We start from the raw sequence: 24,245 nt of genomic DNA on the forward strand, positions 1-24,245 counted from the left end.
CAGGGAAACGCCCCCTGCCGATTGTCGGCAGGAGGCATAACCGATCAGGCGATAACGTTACGCGATCCGGGGCAGTTCGTTGAACTGGTGGAACGGCGGCGGGCTCGACAGCGTCCATTCGAGCGTCGTCGCGCCTTCGCCCCACGGATTGTCGGCGGCCCGCTTGCCCGCGAACAGCGAGTAGAGAATGTTCGCGAAGAAGATCAGCACGCCCACGCCCATGATCACATAGCCGTAAGACGAGATCAGGTGCCAGAAGGCATAGGCTTCCGCATAGTCGGGGTACCGGCGCGGCATGCCCTGCTGGCCCAGGAAGTGCTGGGGGAAGAACAGGACGTTCACGCCGATGAAGAAGATCCAGAAGTGCAGCTGGCCCAGGAACTCGCTGTACATCCGGCCCGACATCTTGGGGAACCAGTAATAGAAGCCGGCGAAGAGCGAGAAGACCGCGCCCAGCGACAGCACATAGTGGAAGTGCGCGACCACATAATAGGTGTCGTGCAGGTTGGTGTCGACGCCGCCGTTGGCGAGCACGACGCCGGTCACGCCGCCCACGGTGAACATGAAGATGAAGCCAAGCGACCAGACCATCGGGGTCTTGAAGCTCATCGAACCGCCCCACATCGTCGCGATCCAGCTGAAGATCTTGATACCCGTCGGGACCGCGATGACCATCGTCGCCGCGGTGAAATACATCTTCAGGTTCACGCTCATGCCGACGGTGAACATGTGGTGCGCCCACACGATGAAACCGACGACGCCGATTGCGACCATGGCATAGGCCATGCCGAGATAGCCGAACACCGGCTTGCGGCTGAAGGTCGAGATGATCTGGCTGACGATGCCGAAACCCGGCAGGATCATGATGTAGACTTCGGGGTGGCCGAAGAACCAGAAGAGATGCTGGTAGAGGACGGGATCGCCGCCGCCGGCCGCATCATAGAAGGTGGTGCCGAAGTTGCGGTCGGTCAGCAACATGGTGATCGCCGCGGCAAGCACCGGCAGCGCGAGCAGCAGCAGGAAGGCGGTGACGAGCACCGACCATACGAACAGCGGCATCTTGTGCAGCGTCATGCCCGGCGCGCGCATGTTGAAGATGGTGGTGATGAAATTGATCGCGCCGAGGATCGACGCCGCGCCCGCGAGGTGGAGCGAGAAGATCGCCATGTCGACCGCCGGCCCTGCCGAGCCGCTGGTCGACAGCGGCGCATAGACCGTCCAGCCGGTACCGGCGCCAAGCCCGCTGCCGCCGGGGACGAACATCGATCCGACGAGCATGACGAACGCGACCGCGGTCAGCCAGAAGGAGACGTTGTTCATGCGCGGGAACGCCATGTCGGGCGCGCCGATCATCAGCGGCACGAACCAGTTGCCGAAGCCCCCGATCATCGCGGGCATGACCATGAAGAACACCATGATCAGGCCGTGCGCGGTGATCATCACGTTCCAGAAATGCTTGGCCTGCACTTCGCCCGCCGATGCGTCGAAGAATTGCGCCCAGCCGACCAGATGCTGGATGCCGGGTTCCGCCAGCTCCCAGCGCATCATGCCCGAAATCACGCCGCCGACGATGCCGGCGACGATCGCGAAGATCAGGTAGAGGGTGCCGATGTCCTTGTGGTTCGTCGACATGAACCAGCGGACGAAAAAGCCCGGCGTGTCGTGGTCGTCATGCGCGTGATCGGCATGGCCGTGCGCGGGTGCAGTCGCTGCGATATCGGTCATCTGTCGGACCCCTTGTTAATTCTTGGCGGCCGGCGCGGCGGCGGGAGCCGCTGCGGGCGCAGCTTCGGTCGTGGCGGGAGCCGGCGTCGCGCCGGCGTGGGGGCGGGCGGCGCGGCTGCGGGCGCAGCGGCGACCGGACCGGCGGGGTTGCCGCCCTTCGAGCGGACCCATGCTTCCCACTTGTCGACCGGAAGCACTTCGACGGCGATCGGCATATAGCCGTGATCGACGCCGCACAGTTCCGAACACTGGCCGTAATAGACGCCGACCTTGTTCGCGGTGAAGGTCGTTTCGTTGGCGCGGCCCGGGACCGCGTCCATCTTGGTCCAGAAGGCCGGAACCGCGAAGCTGTGGATGACGTCGGCGCCGGTGATGATCAGCTTCACCTGGCGGCCGACGGGAACGACCATGCGGTTGTCGACGGCGAGGTGATAGGGCTCGCCCGCCGCCTCGGCCTTGTCCTTGGGCAGTATCTTGGAGACATATTCGCCGATGCCCTGGTCGGGATAGGCATAGCCCCAATACCATTGATAGCCGGTGACCTTGATCGTCAGCGCGTCCTTCTTGGGCGGTTCATATTGCGCCGCGAGCAGACGGATCGACGGAACGGCGATCACCGCGAGGATCAGCACCGGAATCGCGGTCCAGATGATCTCGATAAAGGTGTTGTGCGTCGTCTTCGACGGCACCGGATTCGCCTTGGCGCGGTAGCGGAACATCGCCCAGAGCAGAAGCCCGAGAACGATCAGCGTGATTATCGTGATGACGGGCAGCAGGATGACATGGTTGAACCAGTAAGCCTGTTCGCCGATCGGGCTGACCTGCGGCTGGAAATCGATGCCCGCATCGACCGGCTGGCCGACGCCGGGGGTCGGCTTCATCGGCACATAGGTGGCATCGCCCGCCGAAGCCGCGGCGGTCGTCGCCGCCGGGGCGGCCGCATCGCTGGCGGCCGGAGCCGGATTCGCCGGAGCCGTTGCGGCGGGGGCTTCGGCCGGCGCCGCAGCCGGTGTTGCCGGCGTTTGCGCATGACCGGCGCTCACCGCGCCGAGCGACAAAGCCGCCGCAATTACAAGGGTTTTCAAGCTCTTCATAAGGATAGTGCCGCCCGTTGCCTGTTGTATTTATGATGCCCCAGCCTGCCCTTCCCCGCTGCCGGACATGCGCCCGCGCAGCCATCGGACAGGCTGAATCTCGCGGGCGCTATAGACCCGCTTGCCGCTTGCCTCAAGCATCTCTAACACTATTTTGCGGCTGGCAAATCTTCGCCGCTTAAACCCGCTCGCCCGCCACGGGCGGCGCACAGGACAAAAGAATAATCCTTCATGACCGACGATGAAATCCTGGCCGAATTCCGTGCCGCCGACGCCTTGCTCCAAGGCCATTTCCTTCTTTCCTCCGGCCGCCACAGCGAATATTATCTGCAATGCGCGCGCGTGCTGATGGATACCGAGCGCGCCGGGCGGCTCGCCGCCGCGCTCGCCGCGAAGCTGCCGCGCGACCTTCGCCAGGCGATCGACATCGTCGTGTCGCCCGCGATGGGCGGCGTCATCATCGGCCATGAAATGGGCCGCGCGCTCGGCAAGCCCGCGATCTTCGTCGAGCGCCCGACCGGAACCTTCGAACTGCGCCGCGGCTTCGCGATCGATCCCGGCGCGAAAGTGCTGATGGTCGAGGACGTCGTCACCACCGGCCTCTCGTCGCGCGAGGCGATGGACGCGGTACGCGCCGCCGGCGGCGAAGTGGTCGCCGAAGCCGCGCTTGTCGACCGCTCGGCGGGCAGCGTCGAACTCGGCGTGCCCTTCTATCCGCTCGTCGCGATCAATTTCCCCACCTATGCCGAGGACGAACTGCCCGAGGCGCTCGCCGCGACCGAAGCGGTGAAGCCCGGCAGCCGGAGCAAGGCGGCTTGACCGGCCCCGCCTCCTCGCGCCTGCGGCTCGGCGTCAACATCGACCATGTCGCGACGATCCGCAACGCGCGCGGAGGCGAGCATCCCGATCCGGTGCGCGCGGCAGAGATCGTCGCCGCGGTCGGCGGCGACGGCATCACCGCGCATCTGCGCGAGGATCGCCGCCATATCCGCGACGACGATCTCGCGCGCATCCAGGCCGCGACCGACCTGCCGCTCAATCTCGAAATGGCGGCGACCGACGAAATGCTCGAGATCGCGCTGCGCCACAAGCCGCACGCCGCGTGCATCGTCCCCGAAAAGCGCGAGGAGCGCACGACCGAGGGCGGGCTCGACGCCGCGGGCCAGCACAATCACCTCGCCCCCATCGTCGCGCGCCTCAACGACGCGGGCATCCGCGTCAGCCTGTTCATCGAACCCGACCCGCGCCAGATCGAGGCCGCGATGCGCCTCCGCGCGCCCGTCGTCGAATTCCACACCGGCCGCTACGCGCATGTCGAGGGCGAGGAACGCGCCGCCGAACTCCGCCGTCTCGCCGACGCCGCCGCGCTCGCGTGGAAGAACGGCATCGAACCGCACGCGGGCCACGGCCTCACCTATGACAATGTCGTCCCCGTCGCCGCGATCCCGCAACTCGCCGAACTCAACATCGGCCATTATCTGATCGGCGAGGCGATCTTCACCGGGCTCGAAGATGCGGTGCGCCGGATGCGCGCGCTGATGGACGAGGCGCGAGGGTGAGTGTGAGTGTGAGTGTGAGTGTGAGAAATAACCGTCGCCCCCGCAAAGGCGGGGGCCGTTGTCGGCTTGTCACGACAGCATGGTCCAAGGCCGACAGCGGCCCCCGCCTTCGCGGGGGCGACGGCCTGTCGGGGCCGTCATGATCATCGGCCTCGGCTCCGACCTCTGCAATATCGAGCGCATCCAGAATTCGCTCGACCGTTTCGGCACCCGCTTCGAAAATCGCGTCTTCACGGATATCGAGCGCGCGAAGGCGGCGCGCCGTCCCTTCACGCGCGCCGGAACCTACGCCAAGCGCTTCGCCGCGAAGGAGGCCTTTTCCAAGGCCGTCGGCACCGGCTTCAAGCGCGGCGTGTTCATGAAGGACATCGGCGTCGTCAACGCCCCCTCGGGCGCGCCGACGCTCGCGCTGACGGGTGGTGCCGCCGACCGCCTCGCGCAGATGGTCCCGTCGGGATATCGCGCGCACATCCATCTGACGCTGACCGACGACCATCCGTGGGCGCAGGCCTTCGTCATCATCGAAGCAATCAAGGACTGACATTTTCATGGCGAAGCGTGGTTCGAAAAACAGGGCGAAGGACGACGGCTGGGGCAAGCTGATCCGCGATATCGTGGTGATATTGCTGCTCGTGCTCGGCATCCACAGCTGCGTCGCCAAGCCCTTCTATATCCCGTCCGATTCGATGATGCCGGTGCTGCGCAACGGCGACCGGCTGATCGTCAGCAAATATCCCTATGGCTGGTCCTATTCGTCGGTCAGCTTCCACCTCGCGCCCAAGGTCGAGGGACGGATCTTCGGCAAGCTGCCGCAGCGCGGCGACATCGTCGTGCTTGAACATCCGGTGACGCGCATCGACTATATCAAGCGCGTGATCGGCCTGCCCGGCGATACGATCGAGCTCCGCAACGGCGAACTCAGCATCAACGGCAAGCCGGTGAAGCGCGAGGTTCAGCCGATGCTCACGATCCCGGTCGATTCCAACCTGCCCGGCCCCGACAGCAGCCTGTTCCGGTTCGTGAACCGCGACGCGGGCGGCAAGCCCGTGCTCGAACTCCCGATCGTCCGCGAAACCCTGCCCGGCGGCGCCACTTTCGACACGATCGACATGGGGCCCGGCTATGCGACCGACGATTATGGTCCCGTCACCGTGCCTGCGGACCATCTGTTCCTGATGGGCGACAACCGCGACGGTAGCGCCGACAGCCGCGTCGACACCAGCCAGAAGGGGCTCGGCGGTCCCGTACCCTTCGACGCGATCGCCGGGCGCGCGGAGATCATCAGCTTTTCGACCGACGGAACCGCCGAATGGTATAATCCCTTGAGCTGGTTTGGCGCGCTCCGATCGGGCCGCGCGGGAACCGATCTGCGCCCGGAACGTCAAGGCGAATAGGACAACAGGGAGCAACCATGGCGGCGACACGAAAACCGGCGGCCACACGCACCGCCGCCTCTGCCGCCGCCAAGGCCGAGGCGCACCGCGAAGCCCCCGGCCCCACCGAAATCCGCAGCCAGCTCGTCCGCGCCGAACTTTTGAAGGCGGGTGTCTGGCTCGGCCTCGCGTTGCTCATCGGCGTGTGCATCGTGCTCATCCAGCCGATCCTGCTGATTTTCGCCGGCATCGTCATGGCATCGATGCTCGACGGCGGCGCCCGGCTGCTCGGCCGCGTGCTGCCGATCGCGCGCGGCTGGCGGCTACTCATCGTGTGCCTTTCGCTCCTCGCCTTCCTCGGCTGGACGATCCTGTTTGCTGGGTCGCAGATCGCCGATCAGGCCGCAACGCTGCAAACCGTCGTCATGGCGCAGATCGAACGCATCGCGGCCTGGGCGAGCGACCATGGCATGGGCAGCTTCCAACTCGATACCAAGACGATCACCGAAAATATCGCCGGCACCGTCGGCCGCGTCACCGCGGCGGTCGGCACCGTTCTCGGGGGCCTCACCAGCCTCGTGATGATCGTCGTTCTCGGCATCTTCATCGCGATCGAACCGCGTCTCTACGAGCGCGGCGTCGCGTGGATGCTGCCGATGAAGGCCCGCGAGAATTTCTATATCACCACCGCGCGCATGGGCTTCACGCTCCGCCGCCTGATGGCGGGCCGCCTGCTCGGTATGCTCGTCGAAGGCATCGGCACCTGGCTCGCCTGCATGGCGGTCGGCATCCCGATGGCGGCGTTGATGGGGCTGCTCACCGGCCTCCTCGCCTTCATTCCCAATATCGGCGCGATCGTGTCGGGCGTGTTGCTCGTCCTCGTCGGCTTTTCGGCGGGGACCGACACGGGACTCTATGCGATCCTGATCTATCTCGTCGTCCAGACGGTCGACGGCTATCTGATCGTCCCGATGGTCGCCAAAAAGACCGTCGACCTCGCCCCCGCGCTCGTGCTCGGCGCGCAGATTCTCTTCGGCACGCTGCTCGGACTGATGGGCCTGTTCCTCGCCGATCCGATCGTCGCGATGATCAAGGTCGCGCTCGAACGCGAGGCCGAGCGCAACGCCGGTGCGGCAGACTGGAAGACGACCAGCTAGCAAACCCCACAATCGTCATCCCGGCGAAGGCCGGGATGACGGAATAAGGATCAGGGCTGCGGCGCACCCGGCGGCGGGCCCGCCGGACCACCGGGGGCGCCCTGCATCATCTGTTGCTGCTGCATCTGCTGCATCTGCTGCTGCATCGCGCGAACCTCGGCCTCCGAGCGGAAGTCGAGCAGCGTGACGGCGAAGTGCAGCGTGCTGTTCGCGGGGATCGGCCCGACCGCGCGGTCGCCATAGCCGAGCTGCGGCGGAATCGTGATCTTGTATTCGCCGCCCTTCTGCATCCGCGTCAGCGCCTCGGAAAAGCCCGGGACGACCTGCGCGACCTGCATCGGCGCCTGTTCGTTGGCGTCGAAAACCGTGCCGTCGTCGAGCTTGCCTTCATATTTGACCAGCACGACATCGGCCTTCGTCGGGCTCGGCCCGGTGCCGGCCTTGACAACCTCGAACCCGATGCGCGGGGTCATATGCCAGGCAAAAGCAGCGCCCGCGACCAGCAGCGCGGCGAGGCCGAACCACATCAGCCACAGCCCGCCCTTGCTCACCGGACGCAATGGAACCGTCGTTACGCTCATCTTGGCTAATCCTTCCGCTGCCCCGGCCGGGGCGAAAATGCTGGCGAGGCCTATAGGCGGTGCGGCGCGGACCGGTCCAGAGGCAATTGAGCATCAGAAGCGCACGCGAGAGAATGTCGGCATTGGGGTGGGAAGCTGTCGTCCAGATCCTCCCCTTTGCGCAGCAATGGGGAGGTGGCAGCCCGCAGGCTGACGGAGGGGTCGACGCCGTCAGGCGTCGATGCAAGGCCAGCCCCCTCCACCACCGCTTCGCGGAGTGTAGGGTTGGATTGCCCCCGGCAATCCAAGTCCAGTCCGGGGGACTGGACGACCCAACACTCCCCCTCCCCAGCGCTTCGCGATGGGGAGGATCGAGCGGCCGCAACCGGTCGAAACCCGCCATCCCGCTCCGCACAAACGAAAAAGGGCGCCGCGTTGCCGCGGCGCCCTTTTCACGAACGGGATCCCGAACGGGAGACGGTCTTACTTGATACCGTCGCGCTCCATCCGCTTGCGCTCCATCTTGCGGGCGCGGCGGACGGCGGCGGCGTGCTCGCGCGCACGCTTTTCGCTGGGCTTCTCGTAGTGACGGCGCAGCTTCATTTCGCGATATACGCCCTCACGCTGCAGCTTCTTCTTGAGCGCGCGAAGGGCCTGGTCGACATTATTGTCGCGAACGATGATCTGCATACGCCGTGTCGTCTCCTGTTCGTCAAAACGGTTCGGGCCACCGGTGCGTCCGGTCCGCCGTAAACCGCCGATATTCGGGCAATAAAAAGAGCGCCGCGAAAGCGCGACGTTCCGATGCTGCGCCAACTAAAGGGATTCGCGCCGAAATGCAAGCCCAAAGGCGGTGAACCGCGCCGGTCGCATCGCCGGACCGCCCTGCCCTCGCCGGGATTGTGCCCGGCCGGTGGCTTGTGGCATAGGTAGCAGGACGAAACCAATCAATATGTAAGGGACAGGCCATGGCGACCCAGCTCAAGCGCAACAGCAAATATAGCGAAGCCGAATGGACGGCGCGGCAGGAACTCGCCGCCTGCTATCGCATCTTCGCGATGATGGGCTGGGACGAGATGATCTTCAACCACATTACGGTGAAGGTCCCCGACGAGGACGGCGCCTTCCTGATCAACCCCTATGGCATGCACTTCAGCGAAGTGACCGCGTCGAGCCTGATCAAGATCGACATCGACGGCAACAAGCTCGACGAAGACAATCCCTGGCACGTCAACAAGGCGGGCTTCGTCCAGCACAGCCTGTTCCACCGCGTCCTGCCCGACGCGCATGCGATCATCCACACGCACACGACCGCGACGATGGCGGTCTGCGGGCTCGAAGGCGGGCTCCAGCCGACCAATTTCTATGCGTGCAACTTCATGGGCCAGCTCGCCTATCATGACTTCGAGGGCGTGACGGTGCGCGAGGAAGAGGGCGAGCGGCTCGTCAAAAACCTCGGCGACAAGCGCATCCTGATGCTGCGCAACCATGGCCCCGTGGTGATGGGCAAGTCGCTGACCGACGCCTTCATCAAATATTGGGCGCTGCAGCGCGCGTGCGAGATCCAGCTCGCGACGATGAGCATGGGCAAGCCGGTTCTCGTCGACGAGGAGGTGATCAAGGTCCACCAGCGCGACCTCTATATGGCGGCGATTCCGGGCCAGTCGGGCAAGGCCGAATTCGACGCGATGGTGCGCAAGGTCGACAAGATCGATACGAGCTGGCGTGACTAATCCGCTCGCTGCGCTAACAGGGGCGGCATGACGCGATTCTCGGTCAACGACCGCCCGGTCGAATATCGCATGGACCCCGAAACGCCCCTTCTGTGGGCGCTGCGCGACGCATCGAACCTGACGGGGACCAAATATGGCTGCGGCACCGGCGATTGCGGGGCGTGCACCGTCGACATCGACGGCGAGGCGATTCGCAGCTGCCTCGTCACGATTGCCGAGTGCGAGGGCCGTTTCGTCACGACGATCGAGGGGCTCTCGCGCGACCGCAGCCATCCGGTCCAGCAGGCGTGGGTCGCCGAGCAGGTGCCGCAATGCGGCTTCTGCCAGTCGGGGATGATCATGTCGGCGGCGGCGCTGCTGCGCGCCAACAGCAACCCGAGCGATGCCGAGATCGACGCCGCGATGACGGGCATCTGCCGCTGCGGCACCTATCCGCGCATCCGCACCGCGATCCGTCTCGCCGGCCGCGTGATCCGCGGCGAGGAACGCATCGCCGCCGCCCCGCCCCCCGGCATCCGTCCCGAGGACGCCGCGCGCGCCGTGCCCGCGCTGCGCCCGCCGCGCGGCAGCTGAATGCGCGCGTTCATCTAGCTGAACCGGAGGCAACGACGCGGTCAGCCATCGATCATCTTGCCAATGGTAAGAATCGATTCATCATCCCGGCTGGCGTCTCCAGCAAACGGGACTTGAGTTGGAGAATGGCGAGATGAAGAAGATGTTCGGAGGGTTGCTGATCGCGGCGACGATCCTGACCCCCATTGCCCCGGCGGCCGCGCAGGCGGCCGGCGAAAGGGTACAGATCGCGCAGCGCGGCGACCGTGGCGACCGGGGCCCGCGCGGCCCCGAAGTGCGGCGCGGCGGCAACCGCGGCGGCGAAGCCCGTCCGCAGCGCCAGCGCAGCGAGCAACGGCAGGTCCAGCGTCAGCAGCGCAGCGAAATGCGGCAGCGCAGCAATGATGAGCAGCGTCAGGCGCAGCGCCAGCAATGGCGACAGCGCGGCGATAATGAGCAGCAGCGCCAGGCTCAGCGCCAGCGCAGCGGAGTCTACGACCGCAACAACGATGGCCGTATCGATCGCCGGTGGGACCGTAACCGCAACGGTCAGGTCGATGGGCGGTACGATCGCAACGACAATAATCGCGTCGACCGGCGTTACGACCGCAATCGCAACGGCGACCTCGATCGTCGCTGGGATCGCAACAACAACAACCGCATCGACCAGCGCGACCGGCGTTACGATCGCAACCGCGACGGCCGGATCGATCGGCGGTACGACCGCAACAACAACGACCGCGTAGACCGGCGCTATCGCGACGGCCGCCACGACCGCTGGGATCGGAACCACAATCGCTGGAACCGCGACTGGCGCAGCGACCGCCGCTACGACTGGCGCAGCTATCGCGACCGGAACCGCAGCTATTACCGCCTGCCCCGCTATTACAACCCGTATCGCGGCTATGGTTATACGCGCTTCAGCATCGGCTTCACGCTCGGCTCGCTCTTCTACGGCCAGCGCTACTGGATCAACGATCCGGGCTATTACCGCCTGCCGCCCGCCTATGGGGGCTATCGCTGGATCCGCTATTATGACGACGCGCTTCTGGTCGATACCTATTCGGGCGAAGTGGTCGACGTGATCTACGATTTCTTCTGGTAATATTCCTTTCGGTTACCCGAAGACAAACTGAGGGGCCGGTTCGCCGGCCCCCTTTTTTGCATGGCTGCTTGCGACCGAACCTAGCCGTCGCCCCCGCGAAGGCGGGGGCCGCTGTCGTTTTACACAATGCCGCTGAGTAAGGCCGCTAGCGGCCCCCGCCTTCGCGGGGGCGACGGCTGTGGAATGTCCGCTCTTCACCCCAAAGCAGACATTTCTCACCCCCCCTTGCCCTTCCCCGCCCGCTCCGCCACGATGGCGCGATCAAACAGGGGAGACTTCATGCGTAAACTGGGAATGGTCGCGGCAGCAACGCTGGCGCTGCTCGGAACGACCGCGCACGCGAAAACCACGGTGATCTATGCAGCCCGCATCATCACCGACGCCAGCAAGCCCACTGGCGGTCCCTCGACCGTCATCGTCACCGACGGCCGCATCACCTCGATCGCTCCCGGCCGTGCCGGAGCCCCCGCGGGCGCCGAAATCGTCGACCTCGGCGACAAGACCTTGCTTCCCGGCCTCGTCGACCTCCACGTCCACCTGACCGGCGACCCGGGCGGCGACTATCGCAGCGAAGCCGTCGATCCCGACGAATGGGGCGTCGTCGTCGGCGCCAAGAACGCCGCGATCACCTTGCGCGCGGGCTTCACGACGGTGCGCGAGGCCGGATCGGCGCAATATACCGCCTATGCGCTGCGCCGCGGCACCGCGAACGGCTTTATCGAAGGACCGCGCATCGTCGCCGCGGGTCCGGCGCTGTCGATCATCGGCGGCCACGGCGACGTCACCGGCTTCCGCGAGGATGTTCACGACGTGCTCGATCAGGGCTACACCTGCACCGGCGCGCTCGAATGCGCCGAAAAGGTCCGCAAGGCGTCGCGCGCGGGCGCCGACGTCATCAAGATTACCGCGACCGGCGGCGTCCTGTCGCAACAGGCGCGCGGGCTCGAGGGCCATTTCACCAGCGCCGAACTGCAAAGCATCGCCGACACCGCGCACTCGCTCGGCCTCAAGGTCATGGCGCACGCGCATGGCGCGGGCGGCATTACCGCGTCGGCCGCCGCGGGGATCGACAGCATCGAACATGGCACCTTCGCCGACGATGCGACGCTGAAAGTGATGAAAGCCAAGGGCACCTATCTCGTCCCCACGCTGATGGCGTTCGAGGGGATCCGCGAACGGCTCGGCAAGGGCATCTATACCCCGACGGTCGAGGACAAGGTGCGCATGACGCTGAACGATGTCGGCAAGGCGGTGACGCGCGCCAAGGCGCTCGGCGTCCCCATCGCCTTCGGCACCGACGCGGGCGTGTTCGAACATGGCCGCAACGGCGGCGAGTTCGCGCTGCTGGTCAAATATGGCCTGACCCCGCGCGAAGCGCTCGCCAGCGCCACGACGGTCGCCGCGGAGCTGCTGTCGATGGAAAGCGAGATCGGCCGCATCGCGCCCGGCATGTCGGCGGACATGATCGCCGTGAGCGGCGACCCGCTCGCCGACGTCACGGCGCTCGAAAAGGTCGACTGGGTGATGGCGCGCGGCCGCATCGCCGACTGAGTATCGGCCGCCGCGCCCGCGCCGCGCGCTTTGGTCGTTTGACACGGCCGTTTGACACGGCGGGCCGCGTCGTCCACCCTCGCGCCTTCGCTCACAGCCAAAGGAGATCGACCCGCCGCCTTGCGGGCATGACGCTATGCGCCAGTTCACGATTGAAAGCCTTTCGACCGCCGATTCCATCCCCTTCCTCGCCGACCTCCCGCCCTGGGCCGAAACGCTGACCGGCCTCGGCCTGCTCGCATTGCTTGCGTGGACCGGCTATTTCATCGTCAAGCATGTCGTGCTGCGCATCGTGACCCGCTGGCTGCCGCACGAAGGGCTCACCCCGCTTCCCGTCGCGGCGCGCCTCGCCTTCATCGTCCCCGCGCTCATCATATCGAACGGGATCGCCGCGGTGCCGCATCTGCCGCCGGCCGCCGTCACGGTGGTCAGCAATGTCGCCGCCGCCTCGATCATCCTCTTCGTCGCGATGGCGGTCAGCCGCGCGCTCAGCCTCGGCAACCAGATTTACGACCGCCGCCCCGACGCCGCCAGCCGGCCGATCAAGGGCTATGTCCAGCTGCTGAAGATCATCCTCTACGGCGGTGCCACGATCCTCATCGTCGCCGCGTTGATGGACCAGTCGCCGGTCCTCCTGCTGTCGGGGATCGGCGCGATGGCGGCGGTGCTGCTCTTGGTGTTCAAGGATACGATCCTGTCGCTCGTCGCCTCGGTCCAGCTCACCTCGAACGACATGCTGCGCGTCGGCGACTGGATCGAAATGCCCGCGCTCAACGCCGACGGCGACGTGATCGACATCGCGCTCCACACGGTCAAGGTGCAGAACTGGGACAAGACGATCACCACCATCCCGACGCACCGGCTGATTTCGGAAAGCTTCAAGAATTGGCGCGGCATGTCCGAATCGGGCGGGCGGCGGATCAAGCGCTCGCTGTTCATCGACCAGAACGGCATCCGTTTCCTGACGCCCGACGAAAAGCAGGCGCTGCGCCGCTTCCAGCTGCTCGACGATTATCTCGGGCACAAACAGGCCGAACTCGGCGAATGGAACGCCGCCGCCGAACGCGCCGGGCGCGATCCCATCAACATCCGCCGCATCACCAATATCGGCACGCTGCGCGCCTATATCGTCGAATATCTCCGCGCCAATTCGCATATCGCCACGGATATGACGCTGATCGTGCGCCAGCTCGATCCCACGCCGCAGGGGCTGCCCATCGAACTCTATTGCTTCACCAACACCACCGCGTGGAGCGCGTACGAGGATATCCAGTCGGACATCTTCGACCATCTGCTCGCGATCCTGCCCGAATTCGGTCTCCGCCCGTTCCAGGAACCGAGCGGCCTCGATCTGCAGCGCGGCTTGGCGGCCTGATCGCGACGGGGCGGCGTCACGCCGCGCGGCGGACCCGTCCCCGCGCCGGTGCGGCCGCCTTCAGCCCGATCAGCGCCTCGATCTCGACCGCTGCGGCGAACTGAACACCGACGCGGTTGCCCGCCGACCAGCGCGCTTCGGCGTCGACCGGCTGGCCGGGCCCGAATTCGAGCGTCAGCGGCGTTCCCGTCGGCACATTCCACAGCCCCTCGATCAGCGCGCCGCGCGACGACATGTTGCGGACGATCGCTTCGTAACGATGTCCGCCGCTGTCGATCTGGATCGTGCGGAAGATCGTGAGCCGCGCCTCGCGCGCGCTCTTATACCCCTTGGCCTCGACGCGCCCGCCGCCCTCGCGGAGCATTTCGAGCACTTCGGTGAGGTCCATCGGCTTGCCATAGATATAGCCCTGAACATGGCTGCACCCGAGCCCGCGGACCAGCGCGAGATCGTCGTGCGTCTCGACTCCCTCGGCGGTCGTCTCCATATCGAGCGCGGTCGCAAGCCCAACGATCGACGAGATGATCGCGGCGTTCATGCTGTTCTTGTCGGCGGCGCCGAGCACGAAGCTCTGGTCGATCTTGATCTTGTCGAACGGCGCCTTCTTCAGATAGCCAAGCGCCGAATAGCCGGTCCCGAAATCGTCGAGCGCCAGCCGCACGCCGGTGCGCTTCAATTTCTGGAACATCGCCAGATTCTCGGGGCTTTCGTCGAGGAATACGCCCTCGGTGATCTCGAGCTCGAGCTGTTCGGGCCGGATCCCCGCCGCCGACACCGCGTTCACGATCGTCGCCGGCAGTTTTTCGTTGGCGAACTGGCGCGGCGAGACGTTCACCGCAACGCGGTAATCGGGACCGAGTTCGGCGATCGCGGCGCAGGCCGATCGGATGATCCATTCGCCGATCGGGACGATCAGGTTCGATTCCTCGGCGACGGGGATGAATTTTGACGGGCTGATCGTGCCCGCCGTCGCATGATGCCAGCGGATCAGCGCCTCGAAGCCCGAAATCCGCTCGCTCGCGACGTCGACGATCGGCTGATAGAGCAATTGCAGCTCGTCCTTCGCCAGCGCGTCGCGCAGCGCATCCTCGATCGCCTTTCGCTCGCTCGCCTGATTGTGCATCGCGTCGGCATAGAAACGATAGACGCCGCGACCCGCATCCTTCGCGGCATAGAGCGCGAGGTCGGCGTTGCGGACGAGCGCGGAGGCGCTCACCCCCTGCCCGTCCGACACCGCGATCCCGATCGACGATCCGATCCGCACCTGCTCGCCCTCGATCGCGAACGGCTTCGCGAGGCTCAGGATGATCGCATTGGCGATGCCCGCGAGCTTCTCGGGCTGGCTCATCTGCGGAACGACGATCTGGAACTCGTCGCCGCCGAGGCGCCCGACCTGTCCCTTGTCGCCGATGATCTGCGTCAGCCGCCCCGCGACCTGTTGGAGCAGCTGGTCGCCGACAGGATGCCCCAGCGTGTCGTTCACCGCCTTGAACCGGTCGAGGTCCATCAACAGCAGCGCGCACGGTTGCGGCTGGCCGCTGTGGCTCTTCAGCGCGCGTTCGAGCAGGTCGGTGATGTGGCGCCGGTTCGCAAGGCCGGTCAGCGTGTCATAGCGCGCGAGCTGGTTGATCTCGCGCTCCGACCTCTTCTGGTCGGTCAGGTCGGTGCCGCTGCCGCGGAACCCCTGGAAATTGCCGAACTCGTTGCTGATCGGCTGGCCCGAGATCGACCACCAGCGCTCCTCGCCCGGCACCGCCGCCTGCACCGTCAGCTCCTTGAACGGCGTGCGCGACGACAGGCTAAATCCCAGCGTCCGCTCCTCGCTCTCGTCCTTGCCGACGCGCTTGCGGATGATGTCGGTAAAGGGGTGGCCGAGCAGATGGGCGAGCGGCCGGTCGAGGCGCGCCGCGACGGTGGGCGAGATATAGACAAGCCGTCCTTCGCGATCGGTTTCCCAGAACCAGCCGCGCCCCGCACGCTCGAAATCGCGCATCAGGTTGAGCGCGCGTTGCTGGTCGCCGACCGCGAGGCGCGCCGCGCGCGTCGCGCGCCGCTGATGGCGGACATCCTCGCGCATCATCGCGGTGAGCAGGCCCAGGAAGATGAAACCGGCGACGCCGAACGGCCACGACGCGACCCCGATCGCACCGCCGAGCACCGTCGCCCCGGCAAAGGTGAAGAAGGCGGGCCGCACGATCGCCGCCGCCGACGCGGCGACCAGCAGCGACCCGACATGGATCGCGGTGAAGGCGTCGAAATAGCCGCCTCCGTCGGGAACCGCGATCGCGGCGAACATCGCCGCCGCGTTGAGCAAGGAACCGAGCGCGATCAACGCCATGCACAATATCGCCATCGTCCGCACGCGCTGGTGCGCGATCGGCCGGGGACGGCGCATCGCCTGGCCGATCACCATCAGCGCCACGTCGCACGGCAGCCCGGCCGCCATCACCAGCCAGTGCGAGGCATGATCGAGAAAGCCGGCGGCGCCCGGCAAAAAAGCAAAGCTCAGGAAAGCAAGGACGCGGCCGATGAGCACATAATGCCACAGCTTCGCGACGCGCATGACGTCGGTAACGAACGCGGGCGAATCGAACGGCGATTCACCTGTCGCCAGATCGCCCGCTCGCGGCTGGATGATGGTGCGCCTTACCCCCAATGTCCTGATTTTCCCGCTTTATGTGATGGCGGTTTCACTGGCCGCAGGGGGTTACCAAATCCTTACCGCAGCGCGCCGGTTTCCGCCGATACTGTGCCAAAACGGAGACGGTCATACCGATGCAACTCGCCGGAGGATGTTGGCTTTGGGGTGGTGGGCGGGCGTCAAAATCCTCCCTGTCGCGAAGCGATGGGGAGGGGGACCGCCGCCGCAAGCGGTGGTGGAGGGGCTGCGACGTAGCTTCATCAGCCCCTCCGTCAGCGCTTCGCGCTGCCACCTCCCCATGGCTTCGCCACAGGGAGGATCGTCCGTCCGCAATCGGTCGAAACCGGCCGTGCCGCTATCGCGGTTAAAAGCCATGACCGTCAAAACGGAAGGGGTTACGTTTCGGTTCGCAACTTGTTATGGTGCGGCATGCCTGCCGTCCGCCTGTTCCCGCCCGACCGCTTTTTCGACCGCGCCGAATGGTCGGCGATCACGCGCGCGTCATCGTGGCGCGGTATCTGGCTGGTGGCGCATGCGTGGATCGTCAGCATCGCGCTCGTCAGCCTCGCCGCCTGGTCGCAGAACCCCGCCGCATGGCTGCTCGCCATCATCTTTGTCGGCGGACGCCAGCTCGGGCTCGCGATCCTGATGCACGACGCGGCGCATGGCGCGCTGCACCCGAACCGCAAACTCAACAATTTCCTCGGCCAATGGCTGACCGGCGCGGCGGTCGGCTCGGACCTGATCGCCTATCGCACCTATCACCTTCAGCATCACAAATTCACCCAGCAGCCCGAAGACCCCGACCTGTCGCTGTCGAAGCCTTTCCCCACGACGCGCGCCAGCCTGCGCCGCAAGATGCTGCGCGACCTCACCGGGCAGACCTTCTTCAAGCAGCGCATGGCGCAATTCACCTTCGCCTTCGCCGGCCTCAAGGCGATGCTGCGCGGCGAGGCGGCGCAGAAGGGCGGCGCGAGCACCAAGGCGGGGACGCCTTTCAACAAGCAATCCGACGACGGCATGACGTCACCGACGATCGACGTCGCGGGCGCGATGGCGGTAACGCGCGCGGTCGGGCGTTTCCTGATCGTTCAGGCGGTGCTGCTAGGCGCTTCGCTCGCGCTCTACGGCTGGACGCCTTACCTGCTCTGGCTCGCCGGGCTCGCGACGACCTTCCAGCTTTACCTCCGCATCCGCAACATAGCCGAACATGCCTGTACGACGACGGGAAGCGAGGATCCCTTCACCCATGCGCGCACCACCCATGCGGGCTGGCTCGCACGGGCGACGGTCGCTCCATATTGGGTGAATTATCACGCCGAACATCACCTGTTCATGGGCGTGCCCTGCTATCGCCTGCCAGAGGTCCACGCCGCGCTCGGCCGCGCGGGCAAGCATGATTCGATGACGATCGCGCCGAATTACACCGCAGTGCTGCGCCGCGTCACCGCTGCCGGCTGATCAGCCTTCCTGCACAAACCGCGCGCCCGCGCGATCCTTCACCGTCTTTTCGGGATCGAAAATCATCCCGTTCATCGCGACATAGACGCCGGGCGGCAGCGTCTGCACCGCCGCCAGTGCAAAGCCGACATTGAACTCGGCATCGCTCGCGCGCACCGAGGCGGGCTGCATCGCGCCGGTCATCACGATCGTCTTGCCCTCGATCCCGGCAAGCACGCGCCCGGTGACGACCATGGTGTCGGTGCCGTGCGTCACGAGGATGCGCGACGCGTCGCTCGCCGCCACCGCGGCGCGGATCGCCTCGCGATCGGCATCGTCGAGTTCAAGGCTGTCCTTGCGCATCAGCTGCGTCACCCGGTGCGCGACATGGACATTATTCTCGCGCAGCATGTCGGGGATCGCCGCCGGGCCGATCTGGAATTCGCTCAGCGCGTCGAAATAGACCTTGTCGATCGTCCCGCCCGTCGTGAAAATATCGATCACGCGCATTCATCCTGCACCGGCAGCGCCGGCGTGCCGTCGGGCGCCGCAAAGGGCCGCTTGAAGGTGAAGGCCTCTGCGGTCGGCCCCTTGGCCTCGATCACGGCGATCCGCGCCATGCCCTCGGCCACCGTCGGCCGATGCCCCGCCGGGACCCACCACAGCGCCTGGTAAACCGCCATATGCTCGAACCACTCCTTGCGCCGCTTCATCACCGTCAGATGATCGGGGGTGCGATAGACATAGGCCGCGAGCGCATCGATATCGCGCCACACCGACATGTTCGCGATCAGGTGCGGATCGTCGGTGACGGGCACGTCGGTGGCATTATTGCCGTCGCCGGTCAGCCGCCATACGAAGCCATCGGCCGCCTCGGCCACCGCATTCACATGGTCGAGCGCATCCATGAAGTCGCGATTCGCGACATGCTCGGGCGGCAGGCGAAAGCGCCCGATATTGATCTGCGCCAGCTCATAGGCCGCCATCTGCGTCTCCTTCAGGCCAATGCCTCGGCGATCAACCGCCGCGTGTTCTCGATCCCGAACAAGGCGATGAAGCTCCCCATCCGCGGCCCCGCGCTCGATCCGAGCAGGGTTTCGTACAGCGCCTTGAACCAATCGCGCAGATTTTCAAAGCCATAGGCCTCGTTCTTGCCGATCTCATAGACGATATTCTGAATATCGTCGGCCGACGCATCGGCAGGCAGCGCGGCGAGCTTCGCGTCGAGTTCCTTGAGCGCCGCGCCCTCGCCGCCCGCGGGCTTGCGGCGCTTCAGCGTCGGCGCGACATAGTCGCGGTTATACGCCATCGCATTGTCGATGAGGCCATCGAGCTCGGGATAGGTCGCGGCATCGGCGCCCGCGACATATTGGCCGAGGTAGCGCCAGATCTGCTCCTTCGACGCGTCGGCGCCCATCACCCCGACAAGGTTGAGCAGCAGCCCGAAAGTCACCGGCAATTCGGTCGCGGGCACGTCCTGCGCGCGCGCCACATGAACATGATGCACCGGGTTGCCGAGCTTCTTGTCGGGCTCCTGCGCCGGATAATTTCCGCGCATCTGCAGATATTCGTCGACCGCCTTGGGCACGACGCCGATATGGAGCTGCTTCGCCGCCTTGGGCTCGCGAAACGCGAAAAAGGCGAGGCTTTCCTCGCTGCCATAGCTCAGCCATTCCTCGATCGAGAGGCCATTGCCCTTCGACTTCGAAATCTTCTCGCCCTTTTCGTCGAGGAACATCTCGTAGATCAGCCCCTCGGGCTTGCGTCCGCCGAGCGCCTTGGCGATCTTGCCCGACTGGACGCCGCTGTCGGTCAGGTCCTTGCCGTACATTTCATAATCGACGCCAAGCGCGACCCAGCGCATCGCCCAGTCGACCTTCCACTGCAGCTTCGCGCCGCCGCCAAGGATCGAGTGCGTGATCGTCTCGCCCTCATCCTCGAACGACACCAGCCCCGCATCGGCATCGACGACCGTCACCGGCACCTGCAGCACGATCCCCGACTTGGGGCTGACCGGCAGGATCGGCGAATAGGTCGCGGCGCGCTCGGCGCGCAGCGTCGGCAGCATGATGTCGAGGATATCCTGATTGTGGCGGAGGACATTCTTCAGCGCGTCGTCGAACGCGCCCGCCTTATACTGTTCGGTCGAGCTGACGAATTCATATTCGAAGCCGAAACGGTCGAGAAACTCGCGCAGCATCGCATTGTTATGATGCGCGAAACTTTCGTGACTACCGAACGGATCGGGGATCGCGGTCAGCGGCTTGCCCAGATATTCGCGCAGCATGTCGCCGTTCGGCACATTGTCGGGAACCTTGCGCAGGCCATCCATATCGTCGCTGAACGCGACCAACCGTGTCGGCGCACCGCCGGTAAGGGCTTCGTATGCGCGGCGAACCATCGTCGTGCGCAGCACTTCGTTGAAGGTGCCGATATGCGGCAGCCCCGACGGGCCATAGCCGGTCTCGAACAGCACCGGATCGTTCCCCGGCTTGCCCTCCGGATAGCGTTTGACCAGCTTGCGCGCTTCCTCGAACGGCCAGGCCTTGGACGTTTGCGCGGGCTCGCGCAGCGAAGGATGAAGGTGCAAGTCGGTCATGCCGCGCCCATAGCGGCAAGGCGGGCGGAAGAAAAGCGCGCCCGTCGCCCCCGCGAAGGCGGGGGCCGCTGGAGACCTTTTTCGGCGTCGCTGCGTATACCGACGGCGGCCCCCGCCTTCGCGGGGGCGACGGGCGGCAGTCATCGTTACCGGAAAATTTACCATGAAAGCATAATGTCCCGGACATGGACAATTTCCGCCTTCCCGCGCCTCGCGGCCACAAACGCACCCCGGTGTCGATCGACGTCACCGTCAACGGCATCCTCAACTTCGTCGACGGCCGGATCACCGACCTGTCGGAGGGCGGCGCGCGCGTCGACGGAGCGAGCATGCCGGCGCGCTCGCGCTGCGAAATCCATTATGGCGGCGAAGTCACCTACGCCGTCGTCATGTGGTCCGAATTCGACCGCATGGGCGTGCGCTTTCCCTATGAACTCACGCACGGCGCGCTCCACAAGGCGCTCCAGAGCGCACGGAGCGCGGCGACGATCGAACCCGCGCAAATCTTCCACCGCAACCGCCCGGCGGTATTCGGGCGGCGCGGATTGAGCTGAACCTCTCAACCAAAGCGGACCTGAATTCCGTTCGCCCTGAGCTTGTCGAAGGGCCGTTCTTCCTTCTATCCAGACGTCTATGGCGTTCTGGGCATATATTCTGCATTGCCACGGCGGCGCCTATTATACCGGGCATACGGACAATCTACCGCGTCGCGTGGGCGAACATGAGTCTGGCATGATCGCTGGCTTTACCGCCGACAAATTACCCGTCACTCTCGTCTGGAGCCAAGAGTTCGCGACGCGGTTCGAGGCGTTGGAAGCTGAGCGTCGGATCAAGGGATGGAGCCGCGCTAAGAAAATGGCGCTGATCCGAGGAGACTGGGACAAGATTTCGGCGTTGGCAAAAGGAAAGAACGGTCCTTCGACAAGCTCAGGACGAACGGATGAGGAATAGCCGGGCTCCCGTCCGCCTTGCCGCGTTCGCCTTTTGTCCCTAGCGTGGGACGATGGCGCCCGACCCGCTTACTCTGCCCGCGATCCACGCGAGCCATATCGGCATCTGGATCGCCGACACGCACGGCCGCGTCCAGCGCGTCGGGCGCGGCGAGGCGATCGCCGCCGTCGCGGCAACGCCGCACCTGCTCCTGAACGCGACGCTCACCGGCGACCGGCTCGGCTATCCCGAACTCTCGGGGCTCGACCTGCTCGAGCTTTTCGCTTTTCTCTACCCCGCGCGCTTCGCGGTGCCGACCCCGGCGGGGATCGCCGCCGCCGTCGGGCTGACGCCGCCGAAGGCCGAGGAAGACATCGCCGCCTTCCTGCCCCAGGCCGCGGCGGCGATGCTCGCCAGCCTCACCGATCCCGACTGGCCCGAACGCGAAGGCGCGTGGCACGGCGTCGAGGCGCTCGCGCGCCAGCGCTGGTCGTGGGCGCCGCTCGTCCAGCCGCGCCTGTCGCGCCCCGACGCCAATGATCGGTGGCTCTTCGCCCGCCTCCCCGAATGGGAGGAGCAATCGCCGCGCGGCGCGCCGCGCCAGGTGACGATCGACGAAGCCGACGTCGCCGCGCGGCTCGACCGCCTCACCGGCGACGGCGCCGAGCGCCGCCCCGGACAACAGGATTACGCCCGCGCGACCGCCGCGATCTTCGGCCCGCGCGAGCGCAAGGACGCGCCGCAGATGCTCGTCGCCGAGGCCGGCACCGGCATCGGCAAGACGCTCGGCTATCTCGCCCCCGCCAAGCAATGGATCGACCAGTCGGCGGGCAGCGTCTGCATCTCGACCTTCACCAAGGCGCTGCAACGCCAATTGTCGCGCGAGACCGAACGGCTCTACCCCGACGCCGCGACCCACCGCGAAAAGGTCGTCGTGCGCAAGGGACGCGAAAATTACCTTTGCCTGCTCAACCTCGAGGATGCACTGCAGGGCGGCTTTTCGGGGCGCGCCGCGATCCTCGCGCAGCTCGTCGCGCGCTGGGCCGCCTATAGCCGCGACGGCGACATGATCGGCGGCGACCTTCCCGGCTGGCTCCCCGCGCTGTTCCGCCGCAACGGCACCACCGCGCTCACCGACCGGCGCGGCGAGTGCATCTATGCGGGCTGCCCGCATTTCCGCAAATGCTTCATCGAACATTCGGCGCGCGCCGCGACGCAGGCCGATATCGTCATCGCCAATCATGCGCTGACGATGGTGCAGGCGGCGCGCCCGCGCGACGGCGGCGCGCCCGCCACCCGCCTGATCTTCGACGAAGGCCATCACCTCTGGGACGCCGCCGACAGCATGTTCGCCGCCGCGCTCACCGGGCAGGAAGCGGTAGAGATCCGCCGCTGGGTGCTCGGGCCCGAGGGCAAATCGCGCGGGCGCCGCCGCGGCCTCGCCGCGCGCCTCGCCGATGTCGCAAGCTATGACGAGGCGGGAGACCGCGCGATTCAGGCCGCGATCGCCGCTGCCGCCGAACTCCCCGGCGACGGCTGGCTCGGCCGCCTGTCCGAGAATGAGCCGTGGGGCGCGATCGAGCGGCTGCTCGTCGCGGTGCGCGCCATGGTCTACGCGCGCGGCATCGACAGCCGCACCGCCGACACCGGCTATGGCCTCGAAACCGAGCTCGCCGATCCCGACCCCGAACTCGTCACCGCCGCCGCGAGCGCGAGCGACGCGATCGAGGCGCTGCTCCGCCCGCTGATGGCGCTCGGCAAAAGGCTCGAGGCACTGATCGAGGATCCGCCCGACTGGCTCGACGGGCAGGCCCGGGCAAGGGTCGACGGCGCGCGGCACAGCCTCGGCACGCGCATCGACACATTGGGCGGCTGGCTATCGCTGCTCGGGCGCGTCGGCGGCCCCGCCGACCCCGACTTCGTCGACTGGCTCGCGGTCGACCGTTACGACGGGCGCGAGTTCGACTGCGGCCTCCACCGCCACTGGCTCGACCCCGCGCGTCCCATCGCCGAAGTCGTCTATCGGCCGGCGCAGGGCGTGCTCGTCACCTCGGCGACCTTGCGCGGCGGCGGACACGGCAGGGGTGACAAAGGAAGCGGAGGCTGGACCGACGCCGACATCCGCACCGGCGCGCGCCACATGGACGGCGGCGTCCAGCATTTCGCCGTGCCGAGCCCCTTCGATTATGCGCGCCAGTCCGAAGTGCTGATCGTCACCGACATCGCGCGCGGCGACCTGCCCGCGCTCGCCGGCGCCTACAGCCGGCTGATCGAGGCGTCGGGCGGCGGCGCGCTCGGGCTGTTCAGCGCGATCCGGCGGCTGCGCATCGTCCATTCGCGCATCGCCGACCGGCTCGCGCGCGCCGGGCTGCCGCTCTTCGCGCAGCATGTCGACCCGCTCGACACCGGTACGCTCGTCGACATTTTCCGCGCCGACCCGCACGCCTCCTTGCTCGGCACCGATGCGCTGCGCGACGGCGTCGACGTCCCCGGCGATTCGCTGCGGCTCGTGGTGATGGAGGGCGTACCATGGCCGCGCCCGACGATCCTCCACGCGGCGCGCCGCGCGGCGCAGGGCGGCAGCGCCTATGACGACATGGTCATTCGCGCGCGTATCGGACAGGCGTTCGGCCGCCTGATCCGCCGCGCCGACGATTTCGGCCAGTTCGTGATGCTCTCGCCCAGCTTTCCCTCGCGGCTGCTCAGCGCCTTTCCCGAAGGAACGCCGGTCCGTCGCCTGCCGCTCGACGAGGCGGTCAATCATGTCGCCGCGGCGAATGTCGAAAGGCGAAAAAGCGCGTTTGCCGCCTTTTCACCGTCATAAGTTTGCGGCACAAGGCCCCGAATAAGG

General features: G+C 66.2%; 22 protein-coding genes. 14 read left to right on the forward strand and 8 right to left on the reverse strand.

Annotated features, from left to right (window positions below; translation table 11 throughout):
- Positions 1 to 57 precede the first annotated feature (57 nt).
- Positions 58 to 1,725 (reverse strand): cytochrome c oxidase subunit I, encoded by a 1,668-nt coding sequence (ctaD, locus tag OVY29_RS07685; protein ID WP_037557804.1) that lies wholly within the window; start codon positions 1,723 to 1,725, stop codon positions 58 to 60.
- Positions 1,722 to 2,819, reverse strand: a complete 1,098-nt coding sequence (coxB, locus tag OVY29_RS07690; protein ID WP_313911145.1) for a cytochrome c oxidase subunit II — start codon at positions 2,817 to 2,819, stop codon at positions 1,722 to 1,724. The genes ctaD and coxB overlap by 4 nt, the downstream gene beginning before the upstream one ends.
- Before the next feature lie 231 nt (positions 2,820 to 3,050).
- Here coxB and pyrE point away from each other — a divergent pair, with 231 nt between their 5' ends.
- The 5 genes from pyrE to OVY29_RS07715 all read left to right on the forward strand — a co-directional run bounded on the left by pyrE (position 3,051) and on the right by OVY29_RS07715 (position 6,908).
- The gene (gene pyrE / locus OVY29_RS07695; RefSeq protein ID WP_037557801.1) at positions 3,051 to 3,638 is read left to right on the forward strand and encodes an orotate phosphoribosyltransferase; all 588 of its coding nucleotides are present in this window, start codon (positions 3,051 to 3,053) and stop codon (positions 3,636 to 3,638) included.
- Entirely contained in the window at positions 3,635 to 4,378 is a 744-nt protein-coding gene (locus OVY29_RS07700; protein ID WP_037557799.1) for a pyridoxine 5'-phosphate synthase, read from the forward strand. Before pyrE ends, OVY29_RS07700 begins: the two co-directional genes overlap by 4 nt.
- A gap of 139 nt (positions 4,379 to 4,517) precedes the next feature.
- A complete protein-coding gene (gene acpS / locus OVY29_RS07705) occupies positions 4,518 to 4,919 on the forward strand; it encodes a holo-ACP synthase (protein WP_037557798.1) in 402 nt (133 codons plus the stop codon).
- Positions 4,920 to 4,926: 7 nt separating this feature from the next.
- On the forward strand, positions 4,927 to 5,772 hold the full coding sequence (gene lepB / locus OVY29_RS07710) for a signal peptidase I (protein WP_037557796.1): 846 nt from the start codon (positions 4,927 to 4,929) through the stop codon (positions 5,770 to 5,772).
- Between the two features lie 17 nt (positions 5,773 to 5,789).
- Positions 5,790 to 6,908: an AI-2E family transporter gene (locus OVY29_RS07715; RefSeq protein ID WP_037557794.1), complete on the forward strand. Its 1,119-nt coding sequence runs from the start codon at positions 5,790 to 5,792 to the stop codon at positions 6,906 to 6,908.
- A 50-nt stretch (positions 6,909 to 6,958) separates the two neighbouring features.
- Here OVY29_RS07715 and OVY29_RS07720 read toward each other — a convergent pair whose 3' ends face one another.
- Together OVY29_RS07720 and rpsU are read right to left on the reverse strand one after the other, a co-directional pair.
- Positions 6,959 to 7,489, reverse strand: a complete 531-nt coding sequence (locus OVY29_RS07720) for an FKBP-type peptidyl-prolyl cis-trans isomerase (protein WP_037557793.1) — start codon at positions 7,487 to 7,489, stop codon at positions 6,959 to 6,961.
- Between the two features lie 462 nt (positions 7,490 to 7,951).
- Complete coding sequence (gene rpsU, locus OVY29_RS07725; protein ID WP_037510267.1) at positions 7,952 to 8,158, reverse strand: 30S ribosomal protein S21; 207 nt, start codon at positions 8,156 to 8,158, stop codon at positions 7,952 to 7,954.
- Positions 8,159 to 8,436: 278 nt separating this feature from the next.
- Between rpsU and OVY29_RS07730 the strand changes: the two genes are divergently transcribed.
- The 5 genes from OVY29_RS07730 (at position 8,437) to OVY29_RS07750 (ending at position 13,784) form a co-directional block, all read left to right on the forward strand.
- Positions 8,437 to 9,201 carry a class II aldolase/adducin family protein gene (locus OVY29_RS07730; protein WP_037557791.1) on the forward strand — a complete coding sequence of 255 codons (765 nt, stop codon included), beginning with the start codon at positions 8,437 to 8,439 and terminating at the stop codon, positions 9,199 to 9,201.
- A 27-nt stretch (positions 9,202 to 9,228) separates the two neighbouring features.
- A complete protein-coding gene (locus tag OVY29_RS07735) occupies positions 9,229 to 9,774 on the forward strand; it encodes a 2Fe-2S iron-sulfur cluster-binding protein (RefSeq protein WP_313911146.1) in 546 nt (181 codons plus the stop codon).
- Between the two features lie 133 nt (positions 9,775 to 9,907).
- Positions 9,908 to 10,858: an RcnB family protein gene (locus OVY29_RS07740; RefSeq protein WP_037557954.1), complete on the forward strand. Its 951-nt coding sequence runs from the start codon at positions 9,908 to 9,910 to the stop codon at positions 10,856 to 10,858.
- Between the two features lie 279 nt (positions 10,859 to 11,137).
- On the forward strand, positions 11,138 to 12,409 hold the full coding sequence (locus OVY29_RS07745) for a metal-dependent hydrolase family protein (protein WP_037557787.1): 1,272 nt from the start codon (positions 11,138 to 11,140) through the stop codon (positions 12,407 to 12,409).
- A 136-nt stretch (positions 12,410 to 12,545) separates the two neighbouring features.
- Positions 12,546 to 13,784: a mechanosensitive ion channel family protein gene (locus OVY29_RS07750; protein WP_037557784.1), complete on the forward strand. Its 1,239-nt coding sequence runs from the start codon at positions 12,546 to 12,548 to the stop codon at positions 13,782 to 13,784.
- Between the two features lie 16 nt (positions 13,785 to 13,800).
- On the opposite strand, the gene OVY29_RS07755 is transcribed toward OVY29_RS07750, so the two are convergent.
- Positions 13,801 to 16,440, reverse strand: coding sequence for an EAL domain-containing protein (locus OVY29_RS07755; protein ID WP_037557782.1), 2,640 nt, complete (start codon positions 16,438 to 16,440; stop codon positions 13,801 to 13,803).
- A 414-nt stretch (positions 16,441 to 16,854) separates the two neighbouring features.
- Between OVY29_RS07755 and OVY29_RS07760 the strand changes: the two genes are divergently transcribed.
- On the forward strand, positions 16,855 to 17,886 hold the full coding sequence (locus tag OVY29_RS07760) for a fatty acid desaturase family protein (RefSeq protein WP_037557780.1): 1,032 nt from the start codon (positions 16,855 to 16,857) through the stop codon (positions 17,884 to 17,886).
- Here OVY29_RS07760 and OVY29_RS07765 read toward each other — a convergent pair whose 3' ends face one another.
- From OVY29_RS07765 to OVY29_RS07775, 3 genes are read right to left on the reverse strand one after another with little or no spacing between them, the layout of a single operon-like run.
- Positions 17,887 to 18,369, reverse strand: coding sequence for an asparaginase domain-containing protein (locus OVY29_RS07765; protein ID WP_081933265.1), 483 nt, complete (start codon positions 18,367 to 18,369; stop codon positions 17,887 to 17,889).
- On the reverse strand, positions 18,366 to 18,851 hold the full coding sequence (locus OVY29_RS07770) for a DUF3291 domain-containing protein (protein WP_037557776.1): 486 nt from the start codon (positions 18,849 to 18,851) through the stop codon (positions 18,366 to 18,368). Before OVY29_RS07770 ends, OVY29_RS07765 begins: the two co-directional genes overlap by 4 nt.
- 11 nt (positions 18,852 to 18,862) lie before the next feature.
- Positions 18,863 to 20,464 (reverse strand): lysine--tRNA ligase, encoded by a 1,602-nt coding sequence (locus OVY29_RS07775; RefSeq protein WP_037557773.1) that lies wholly within the window; start codon positions 20,462 to 20,464, stop codon positions 18,863 to 18,865.
- A 185-nt stretch (positions 20,465 to 20,649) separates the two neighbouring features.
- On the opposite strand from OVY29_RS07775, the gene OVY29_RS07780 reads away from it, so the two are divergent.
- The 3 genes from OVY29_RS07780 (at position 20,650) to OVY29_RS07790 (ending at position 24,218) form a co-directional block, all read left to right on the forward strand.
- Positions 20,650 to 21,018 (forward strand): PilZ domain-containing protein, encoded by a 369-nt coding sequence (locus OVY29_RS07780; protein ID WP_052182511.1) that lies wholly within the window; start codon positions 20,650 to 20,652, stop codon positions 21,016 to 21,018.
- Between the two features lie 79 nt (positions 21,019 to 21,097).
- Positions 21,098 to 21,415 (forward strand): GIY-YIG nuclease family protein, encoded by a 318-nt coding sequence (locus OVY29_RS07785; RefSeq protein ID WP_037557770.1) that lies wholly within the window; start codon positions 21,098 to 21,100, stop codon positions 21,413 to 21,415.
- A gap of 52 nt (positions 21,416 to 21,467) precedes the next feature.
- Positions 21,468 to 24,218 (forward strand): ATP-dependent DNA helicase, encoded by a 2,751-nt coding sequence (locus OVY29_RS07790; RefSeq protein ID WP_037557768.1) that lies wholly within the window; start codon positions 21,468 to 21,470, stop codon positions 24,216 to 24,218.
- Positions 24,219 to 24,245 lie beyond the last annotated feature (27 nt).

Source organism: Sphingopyxis sp. SE2, assembly GCF_032227185.1.
Classification (GTDB): Bacteria; Pseudomonadota; Alphaproteobacteria; order Sphingomonadales; family Sphingomonadaceae; genus Sphingopyxis.

Excerpts from the sequence above, each read along its gene's own strand:
- acpS (WP_037557798.1), top strand. The coding sequence starts at position 4,518 with ATGATCATCGGCCTCGGCTCCGACCTCTGCAATATCGAGCGCATCCAG.
- OVY29_RS07740 (WP_037557954.1), top strand. The coding sequence starts at position 9,908 with ATGAAGAAGATGTTCGGAGGGTTGCTGATCGCGGCGACGATCCTGACC.
- OVY29_RS07790 (WP_037557768.1), top strand. The coding sequence starts at position 21,468 with ATGGCGCCCGACCCGCTTACTCTGCCCGCGATCCACGCGAGCCATATC.
- OVY29_RS07775 (WP_037557773.1), bottom strand. The coding sequence starts at position 20,464 with ATGACCGACTTGCACCTTCATCCTTCGCTGCGCGAGCCCGCGCAAACG.
- OVY29_RS07730 (WP_037557791.1), top strand. The coding sequence starts at position 8,437 with ATGGCGACCCAGCTCAAGCGCAACAGCAAATATAGCGAAGCCGAATGG.
- OVY29_RS07770 (WP_037557776.1), bottom strand. The coding sequence starts at position 18,851 with ATGGCGGCCTATGAGCTGGCGCAGATCAATATCGGGCGCTTTCGCCTG.
- OVY29_RS07785 (WP_037557770.1), top strand. The coding sequence starts at position 21,098 with ATGGCGTTCTGGGCATATATTCTGCATTGCCACGGCGGCGCCTATTAT.
- OVY29_RS07735 (WP_313911146.1), top strand. The coding sequence starts at position 9,229 with ATGACGCGATTCTCGGTCAACGACCGCCCGGTCGAATATCGCATGGAC.
- lepB (WP_037557796.1), top strand. The coding sequence starts at position 4,927 with ATGGCGAAGCGTGGTTCGAAAAACAGGGCGAAGGACGACGGCTGGGGC.
- rpsU (WP_037510267.1), bottom strand. The coding sequence starts at position 8,158 with ATGCAGATCATCGTTCGCGACAATAATGTCGACCAGGCCCTTCGCGCG.
- OVY29_RS07720 (WP_037557793.1), bottom strand. The coding sequence starts at position 7,489 with ATGAGCGTAACGACGGTTCCATTGCGTCCGGTGAGCAAGGGCGGGCTG.
- OVY29_RS07780 (WP_052182511.1), top strand. The coding sequence starts at position 20,650 with ATGGACAATTTCCGCCTTCCCGCGCCTCGCGGCCACAAACGCACCCCG.
- coxB (WP_313911145.1), bottom strand. The coding sequence starts at position 2,819 with ATGAAGAGCTTGAAAACCCTTGTAATTGCGGCGGCTTTGTCGCTCGGC.
- ctaD (WP_037557804.1), bottom strand. The coding sequence starts at position 1,725 with ATGACCGATATCGCAGCGACTGCACCCGCGCACGGCCATGCCGATCAC.
- OVY29_RS07760 (WP_037557780.1), top strand. The coding sequence starts at position 16,855 with ATGCCTGCCGTCCGCCTGTTCCCGCCCGACCGCTTTTTCGACCGCGCC.
- pyrE (WP_037557801.1), top strand. The coding sequence starts at position 3,051 with ATGACCGACGATGAAATCCTGGCCGAATTCCGTGCCGCCGACGCCTTG.
- OVY29_RS07745 (WP_037557787.1), top strand. The coding sequence starts at position 11,138 with ATGCGTAAACTGGGAATGGTCGCGGCAGCAACGCTGGCGCTGCTCGGA.
- OVY29_RS07715 (WP_037557794.1), top strand. The coding sequence starts at position 5,790 with ATGGCGGCGACACGAAAACCGGCGGCCACACGCACCGCCGCCTCTGCC.
- OVY29_RS07750 (WP_037557784.1), top strand. The coding sequence starts at position 12,546 with ATGCGCCAGTTCACGATTGAAAGCCTTTCGACCGCCGATTCCATCCCC.